7 protein-coding genes are annotated in these 7,499 nt (G+C 70.2%); 1 reads left to right on the top strand and 6 read right to left on the bottom strand.

The genetic code is table 11. The features are described 5' to 3' along the window. From E8A74_RS56165 to E8A74_RS41365, 3 genes are all read right to left on the bottom strand, one after another. Positions 1–144: IS4/Tn5 family transposase DNA-binding protein (locus E8A74_RS56165; protein ID WP_136934639.1), on the bottom strand; the 144-nt coding region annotated here is incomplete at its 3' end. A 150-nt stretch (positions 145–294) separates the two neighbouring features. Continuing rightward, positions 295–984, bottom strand: a complete 690-nt coding sequence (locus E8A74_RS41370; RefSeq protein WP_136934638.1) for a hypothetical protein — start codon at positions 982–984, stop codon at positions 295–297. After that, the gene (locus E8A74_RS41365; protein WP_136934637.1) at positions 981–1,634 is read right to left on the bottom strand and encodes a hypothetical protein; all 654 of its coding nucleotides are present in this window, start codon (positions 1,632–1,634) and stop codon (positions 981–983) included. The genes E8A74_RS41370 and E8A74_RS41365 overlap by 4 nt, the downstream gene beginning before the upstream one ends. A 99-nt stretch (positions 1,635–1,733) precedes the next feature. Here E8A74_RS41365 and E8A74_RS41360 point away from each other — a divergent pair, with 99 nt between their 5' ends. Beyond that, positions 1,734–2,777 (top strand): peptidase associated/transthyretin-like domain-containing protein, encoded by a 1,044-nt coding sequence (locus tag E8A74_RS41360; RefSeq protein ID WP_136934636.1) that lies wholly within the window; start codon positions 1,734–1,736, stop codon positions 2,775–2,777. A gap of 109 nt (positions 2,778–2,886) precedes the next feature. Here E8A74_RS41360 and tnpA read toward each other — a convergent pair whose 3' ends face one another. The 3 genes from tnpA to E8A74_RS41345 form a co-directional block, all read right to left on the bottom strand. Then, positions 2,887–3,315: an IS200/IS605 family transposase gene (gene tnpA / locus E8A74_RS41355; RefSeq protein WP_136934635.1), complete on the bottom strand. Its 429-nt coding sequence runs from the start codon at positions 3,313–3,315 to the stop codon at positions 2,887–2,889. Between the two features lie 140 nt (positions 3,316–3,455). After that, positions 3,456–4,874 carry a serine/threonine protein kinase gene (locus E8A74_RS41350; RefSeq protein ID WP_136934634.1) on the bottom strand — a complete coding sequence of 473 codons (1,419 nt, stop codon included), beginning with the start codon at positions 4,872–4,874 and terminating at the stop codon, positions 3,456–3,458. Positions 4,875–4,883: 9 nt separating this feature from the next. After that, on the bottom strand, positions 4,884–7,433 hold the full coding sequence (locus tag E8A74_RS41345) for a hypothetical protein (RefSeq protein WP_136934633.1): 2,550 nt from the start codon (positions 7,431–7,433) through the stop codon (positions 4,884–4,886). Positions 7,434–7,499: the final 66 nt, after the last annotated feature.

Here is a 7,499-nt window from a genome sequence, read left to right as displayed (position 1 = left end):
ACTGACCTTGCCCGACGGACACTGCACCGCCTGGGCGGCCATGCGCGTCAGTCGCCGGGTCCGCCGCTTGTCTCCAAGGTCCGCATGCCCGAACTCCTCCTGTGCCCACGCTTCCGCCGACGAGGCCGCCTCTGCATCCAACATCTCCCTCGCTAAATGTCGTCAGAGGGGGGGAATGTACCGATCGGAGATGGAACCAATGCTCAGGGCCGTGCCTGGTCCGGGGTCGAGGGGGCGGACAGCCCCCCGCGGGGTCCGGGGCAGCGCCCCGGGTGCGGCGCGGCGGCTGCTAGGTCACGGATTGTCGAGGATGATCCGCTCGGGCGGCAGATCTGCGGGCTGCGGGGGCGTCGTCCCCTCGGGCTCCGGCAATGCGGGGGGTAGCATGGGCACTTCGGGTTGGACGGGAACCGGATAGATGGGGGCGGGTGCGGCGGGTGGATCGATGTATTGCGTCTGTGGGATTTCGGCGCCGCGTGGACCACAACGACCGCCGAGGCTGCCCACGGCGTCGTTGTAATAGTTGACGGCGTCGACGGCGTTGCCGTGTGCGTCGATCTTCGTGGCGCGACCGATGGCTGTCATGATGAGGCCGATGGCCTCGACGCCGAGGCCGCCGAGCAAAAGGCCCCACATGAGATCGGGGTCGTTTTGGTAGGCGAGCCCTGCGAGGCCGGCCATGCCGCCTACGCCGAGCGTGAGGCCTGCGATCGTCAGCCCTACGGCCGCGTCGCCTGCGCTTTCGGCTGCGAGGGCGTGCCGCTCGGCGTCGGGCACGCAGGCTACGTATTCGGCCAGGCCTCGATATCGTACGCCGGTTGCGACGAGGCCTTGGGGCGAATGCACCTGGAATTCGTTCTCGTAGCGGAGCGTGAGCTCGTGTGGGGCGAGCACGCGCGGCTCGACGGTGGTGAACCCGGAGCTGCAGCCTGCGAGCGCGGCTGCTGAGAGCCCGAGGATCACGAAGGCGTGCCGTGTGCTCATTGGATTTCTCCGGCGGGCCGGGCCGCGCAAGGTGAGTCGGGCAGGCGCGCGAGGTCGTTGTAGGCATTGACCTCGTCGATTGCGCTCGCGACGTCGGCCTCGGGCTCTGGCCGGGTGAAGCCGAGGCTCAGCGTGATGATCGGGAGCGTCAGGAGTGCCACGACGGCGAGCACCACCGCGGCTTTGCCCAGGTCGCCGCCGCCGCCTCCCCCGCCTCCGCCGCTGCTCTTGCCGCTGCCGCCTCCCCCGCTGATGCTGCCGGAGCCGCCGCTCGAGGCGACGCTTGGGGTCGCTGCTGTCCGGGGGATGGCCCGGGGCGTGGTCGAGCCGCTGCCGGATCCCACGATCACCAGGGGCGCGGGGCGCACGACGATCCAGGGACGATAATAGACCACGCCGGTCGAACCGCCGTAATACGTCGAATACGGCTGCGGATCCGACGACAGGTTGCGGACGGCCTCGCTGCAATTGATGCCGGAGATCTCGCTCGGGAGCGAGGCGACGACGTGATCGTCTTGCCAGAGGACACGGGCGCGCCCGTCCTGCGGCGGCACGTAGTCGGACGTGTAACTACCGCACCCGGCCAGGATCCCGAGGGACCCGACCGCCAAGATTGCCTTGCTCGTGCCCCACGGGCTCGCCATCGCCATACGCGGCTCCTCTGCAATTGCATGTTTTCGCACTGCCTCCGCGCCCCGTAAAGGACAATTTGCCAGATCCGCGCCGTCTCACGTAGACTCCGACCCCCCATGAAGCTCGGCGCCCGCGCCCTCCTCGCCGCAGGCCTCTTCGCGAGCGCCACGCTCGCGCCCTCGCCCGTCCGCGCCGAGGAGCCCACGGCGAGCGCCGAGGCGAAAGCCGGGGCCCGCGCCGCCGCCGAGAACGGCACGAACGCGTTCAAGGCGTCGCGTTACGCCGAAGCTGTCGACATGTTCCTGCGCGCCGAGGCGCTCTTCCACGCGCCGACCCACGTGCTCATGCTCGCGCGCTCGTATGCGGCCCTTGGAAAGCTCGTCCTCGCGAAGGAGGCCTACCTCTCGATCGTGCGCGAGGAGCTCGGCCCGAAGGCGCCCGCCGCGTTCAGGAACGCCAAGGCCGACGCGGAGAAAGAGCTCGCCGACCTCTCGCCGCGCATCCCGTCCCTCCAGGTGAGCACCACGCCCGAGGCGAAACATGTCGTCGTCACGGTCGATGAAAAGCCGCTCCCCGCGGCGCTCCTCGGCATCCCGAGCCCGATCGATCCCGGCACGCATGTCCTGCGCGCGACGGCCGAGGGCATGGCGGCGCCCGAGAAAAGCGTGACCATCAAGGAGGGGGAAAAAGCGGCCGTCGTGCTGGAGCTCGCGGCCGTGGCGAGCGCCGCGCCGATCACGCCGGTGCGCACGCCCGTGGGGCCGACGGGGCCCGCAGGTGGGCGGGAGCAGCCGCCCGGGAAGACGAGCCCGGGGCGGATCGCGGGGGTCGTGCTCATGGGGCTCGGCGTGGCGGGGCTCGGGGCCGGCGGCGTCTTCGGGGGCCTGTCGCTGGCGAAACGGGCGGAGGCGGACGAGGCGTTCGACACGTGCGGCGCCGGCTGCTGGGGACCGCCGGCGGATGCGGTGCGCGCGCTCGACGAGGACGCGAATCAAAAAGGGACGATCGGCGTCATCGGCCTCGCCGCGGGCGGCGCATTGACGGTCACCGGCGTCGTGCTGTTCGTGGTGTCGAAAGGAACGCCTGGGAAGGCGCCGTCGAAGGCGCTCGTGACCCCGTGGATCGGACCCCAGGGCGGCGGGGTCGTCGGTCGGTTCTAACGATCCCCCGGCAAAGCCGGGGGGTTTCGGAGAGTGAGCCGCTCAAAGCGGCTGATTTATTGGCCGCTCACGAGCGGCCTTGTGAGCCACCTGAAGGTGGCGCTCGATCCTACAGGAGGCGGAGCTGCTCGACCCGCCGGTCTTCTGCCTCCTGATTCCTGATATATGCACGGATGACGGCTTCGTCTCTCCCTACGGTCGAGACGAAGTACCCTCGCGCCCAGAAGTGCTGGCCCACGAAGTTCCGCTTCCGCTCCAAAAACGTCCGCGCGATGTGGATCGCGCTCTTGCCCTTGATGTAACCGACGACCTGCGACACCGCGTGCTTCGGCGGGATCGAGAGCATCATGTGAACGTGGTCCGGCATGAGGTGCCCCTCCTCGACCCGGCTGTCCTTCTGCTCCGTAAGCGTCCGGAACAACGGACCGAGGTGGCGGCGAAGCTCTCCGTACAGCACCTTTCGCCGACATTTCGGGATGAACACGACGTGGTACTTGCACTCCCACTTCGTATGGTTGAGACTGTTGTACTCGTCCACTGGAACCCCTTTCGTGTTGCTTTGAGCGGCTCACGAAGGGGGTTCCGCCTTTAGAATCCCGGAAATGTCAAACTTCGGCTGCCTCCCCGGCAGAGCCGGGGGATCTCCCAAGGTATTAGGTTTTACGGGGCAACCCCCGCTCAATACCCGTAGTCCGTGACGACCTTCTTCGTCACGCTCTTCTTCGTGGCCGCCCCTTGGGTCGTCACGGCCGGCGCGGCGCTCGACGTCGAGGCGGGTTTGACCGCGGCAGAGGCGCTCGCCGGAGGCGCGATCGTGGCCGCCGAGGCCGACGGCGAGGGCGCCGGAGCGGCCTGTTCGGGCTCGGGCGTGGGTGCAGGGGCGGCCGCGGCGCTCGAAGGTGCCTCCGGGACCCGGGAGCCGCCACGGAGAACGATGTACCCCCCGCCCGCGGACACGGCGACCACGACCGCGAGGCCCACGGCGACGAGCCCTCCCTTGCGTTTGCCCGCTGGGACCGAGGCGCGCTCGCTCTGCGCCCAGGTCTGCCGCGTCAACGAGGCGCTGTTCGGCGGCGACGAACCCGGGTCGGAGGGGCTGCTCGGCGGGCCGGCGGGGGCGCCCGCGCCGAGCGGCGTCGAGACCGGCGGCGGCTCGGGCGTGGCCACGCCCAAGCGCGGCGGCAAGGAGAGATCCGAGACCGAGGGGAGCGGCGAACGCTTGAGCTGCCCGCTCGCGCGTTTTTCCTCCCAGGCGGCGAGCGCGACGCGGAACTCGTCGGCGCTCTGGAAGCGCGCGGCCGGATCGCGGTGCATGCCCTTGACCACGATGCCGCAGATCTCGTCGTCGAGCATCGGGCTCACGGCCTTCGGGTGTGGCTGCGACTCGAAGACGATCTTGAACATCAGCTCGGCGAACGTCTCGCCGCTGAAGGGCACCTGGCCCGTGAGCATCTCGTAGAGCATCACGGCCACGGTGTAGAGATCGCTGCGCGCGTCGACGGAGCTCGCCGCGCGCGCCTGCTCGGGGCTCATGTAGAACGGCGTGCCCATCACGACGCCCGTGCGCGTGTGCTGCGCGGCCTCGCCCGACATGCCCGAGAACTTCGAGATGCCGAAGTCGAGGATCTTCACCCAGTCGTCGTGCCCGGCCTTCTTCTTCTGGAGGAAGACGTTGTCGGGCTTGAGGTCGCGGTGGATGATGCCCGCGGCGTGCGCGGCCTCGAGGCCGTCGAGGAGCTGCCGGAAGAGCTCGACGATCTTGTCGATCGAGATCCGCCCGCGCTTGGCGCGCTCCTTCAGCGTCTCGCCCTCGAGCAGCTCCATCACCATGAAGCGATCGCCCTGCTCGGTCGTGCCGAGGTCGAGGACCTCCACGATGTGATCGGAGCCGATCTGCCCGGCCGCCTGCGCCTCGCGTTCGAAGCGGACGAGCGCGTCGCCGTGCAGCTCGGTCGCGGCGCGCGAGAGCACCTTGATCGCGACCTGGCGCTTCACCCGCAGGTTCTCGGCGACGTACACGACCCCCATCCCGCCGCGCCCGAGCAACCGGACGATGCGGTATTTTCCGTCGATGATCGCGCCTTCTTCGAGCTTCATCGGGATCCGCTAGAGCGCCCCCGCCGTGCACGTGCCGCCCGAGCAGGTGAACCCGGCCGCGCAATCCGCGTTCACGGCGCACATCGTCTTGCACGCCGTCGTGCCGCAGACGTAGGGGCTGCAGGCCTTCGTGCCGTTGTCGGCGCAGGTGCCCGTGCCGCTGCACGTGTCGGCCTTCGTCTCGACGCCGTTCGTGCAGCTCGCCGCGACGCAGACCGTGCCCGAGGCGTAGAGCTGGCAAGCGCCGGCGGCGCAGAAGCCGTTCGCGCCGCAGGTCGAGGCCGCGGCGGCCGCGCACTCGTTGTCCGGGTCGGTGCCGGTCGTGATGCTGCCGCAGACGCCGTTCGAGCCGCCCTTCTTCGCCGCCGAGCAAGCCTGGCAGAGGCCCGAGCACGCGGTGCTGCAGCAGTAGCCGTCGACGCAGAAGCCGCTCGCGCATTCGCTCGTGGCGGCGCATGCCGCGCCCGTCCCCTTCTTCGCGACGCAGGCCGGCGCGACGCAGTAGGACGTCGAGGCGCAGTCGGCGTTCGTGGCGCACGTCGCCTTGCAAGCGTTCGTGCTGCAGGTGTAGGGGGCGCAGGGCTGCGTGCCGGCGTCGATGCACGCGCCCATGCCGTTGCACGTGTCGGCCTTCGTGAGCGTCGCTCCGGAGCACGAGGCCGCGACGCACGCGGCGCCCGCGGGATAGAGCTGGCAGCTCCCCATGCCGCTGCAGAAGCCGTTCGTGCCGCACGTCATCACGCCCTGATCGGTGCACTCGTTGTCCGGGTCGGTGCCGACGAGGATCACGCCGCAGGTGCCGTTCGTCGAGCCGCCGCCCTTCTTCGCCGCCGAGCAGGCCTGGCAGAGGCCGGAGCAGGTCGTGTCGCAGCAGACGCCGTCGACGCAGAAGTTGCTCTGGCACTCGTTCGCCGCCGCGCAGGCCGTGCCGAGCGGCTTTTTCGTGCCGCAGATGCCGTTCACGCAGGCGTTGCCCGACGTGCAGTCGGCGTCGGCCACGCAGGTCTGCTTGCAGGTCCCCGCGCCGCAAGCGTAGGGCGCGCACGCCTTCGTGCCGCCGTCGGCGCACGCGCCCATGCCGTTGCAGGTGTCGGCGTTCGTCTGGGTCGATCCCGTGCAGCTCGACGCGACGCAGACCGTGCCCGCGGCGTAGAGCTGGCAAGCGCCCGCGCCATTGCAGACGCCGTTCGTCCCGCACGAGGGCGCGCCTAGATCGAGGCACTCGCTGTCCGGATCACTCCCGAGCGCGATGGATCCGCAGACGCCGTTCGCGCCCGAGCCCTTCTTCAAGGTCGAGCACGCCTGGCAGGTGCCGCCGCAGGCCGTGTTGCAGCAGACGCCGTCGACGCAGAAGCCGCTCGCGCACTCGTTCGCGCCGCCGCAGCTCGCGGCCGCCGCCTTCTTCGGCACACACGCGCCCGCGGCGCAGTACTGGCCCGCGGCGCACTGCACGTCAATCACGCACATCGAGGCGCAGACGTCGCCGGCGCACGCATACGGCGCGCAGCTCGCCGTGCCCTTGTCGACGCAGCTCCCCATGCCGTCGCAGGTGTCGGGGTTCGTCTGGACGCCGCCCGCGCAGCCGCCCTGCGCGCAAATCGTGCCCGCCATGTAGTTGCGGCACGCGCCCTTGCCGTCACACGTGCCGTCGTTCCCGCACGAGCTCGGGCCCTGATCCAGGCAATCCCCGTGGGGATCGGTCCCTTCGAGGATGGCCGCGCACGTGCCGTTCGCGCCGCCCGTGAGCGCCGCCGTGCACGCCTCGCAGTTGCCCTCGCAGGCCGCGTCGCAGCAGACGTCGTCCGCGCAGAAGCCGCTCGCGCACTGGTTCGCCTTGTTCCCCTGGCACGCCTCGCCGATGGCCTTCTTGTCGAGGCACTCCCCCGAGGCCCCATCGCAGTATTTCCCGGCCGCACAGGCGTCGTCGTTCGTGCAGTCGGTCGCGCACACGTTGTTCACACAGGCGGTCGGCGCGCAATCGACCGTCCCCGTGTCCATGCAGGTGCCGGCGCCGTCGCAGGTCTTCGCGAGCACCTTCGTTTGATCGACGCAGGACTGCGGCGCGCATTCGGTCCCAGCCTTGTAGAGCGCGCACGCGCCCTCGCCGTCGCAGGAGCCATCGTGCCCGCACGACGACGCGCCCTCGTCCGCGCACTCACTCTCGGGATCGAAGCCCGCGATCACGGGCGCGCACGTGCCGTTCGACTGCCCCGTATCCGCCGCCTTGCAAGACACACACGTGCCCGTGCACGCGGCGTCGCAGCAAACGCCGTCCACGCAGAAGCCGGATCCACACGCGAGGCTGTCGCTGCACGGCTCGCCGTTCGCGTCGCCGCCCTGCCCGCCCCCGCCGCCCATCCCGCCGCCGCCTTGCCCCGCCGTGCCCCCGTCCGGAGGGCCCTCGCCGTAGGGCCTATCGGGCGAGACGCACCCGTACGTGAGCAGCAGGATCGACAGCGAAACGAACACGAACGTCCACGCCCGTCCCCCGCGCGCGCTCATCGAAGAGCGGCGCAGGTGGCGAGGCCCGACAGCCGAGCCGGAGACGTGGACCGACATCCTGGGCATCCTACGAGCAGATGCCTTTCGCTCGCAAGACGCGCCGTCGCGCCGCGGCTTGCATTC

It is taken from the genome of Polyangium fumosum, from assembly GCF_005144585.1.
In the GTDB taxonomy this organism is placed as follows: domain Bacteria; phylum Myxococcota_A; class Polyangia; order Polyangiales; family Polyangiaceae; genus Polyangium; species Polyangium fumosum.
The sequence above is the reverse complement of the archived record's forward strand: the minus strand, read 5'-3'. Positions and strand labels throughout refer to the sequence as shown.

What these genes read in the sequence shown, in the direction of transcription:
- E8A74_RS41370 (WP_136934638.1), bottom strand. Translation starts at nt 984, where the DNA reads ATGAGCACACGGCACGCCTTCGTGATCCTCGGGCTCTCAGCAGCCGCG.
- E8A74_RS41365 (WP_136934637.1), bottom strand. Translation starts at nt 1,634, where the DNA reads ATGGCGATGGCGAGCCCGTGGGGCACGAGCAAGGCAATCTTGGCGGTC.
- E8A74_RS41360 (WP_136934636.1), top strand. Translation starts at nt 1,734, where the DNA reads ATGAAGCTCGGCGCCCGCGCCCTCCTCGCCGCAGGCCTCTTCGCGAGC.
- E8A74_RS41350 (WP_136934634.1), bottom strand. Translation starts at nt 4,874, where the DNA reads ATGAAGCTCGAAGAAGGCGCGATCATCGACGGAAAATACCGCATCGTC.
- E8A74_RS41345 (WP_136934633.1), bottom strand. Translation starts at nt 7,433, where the DNA reads ATGTCGGTCCACGTCTCCGGCTCGGCTGTCGGGCCTCGCCACCTGCGC.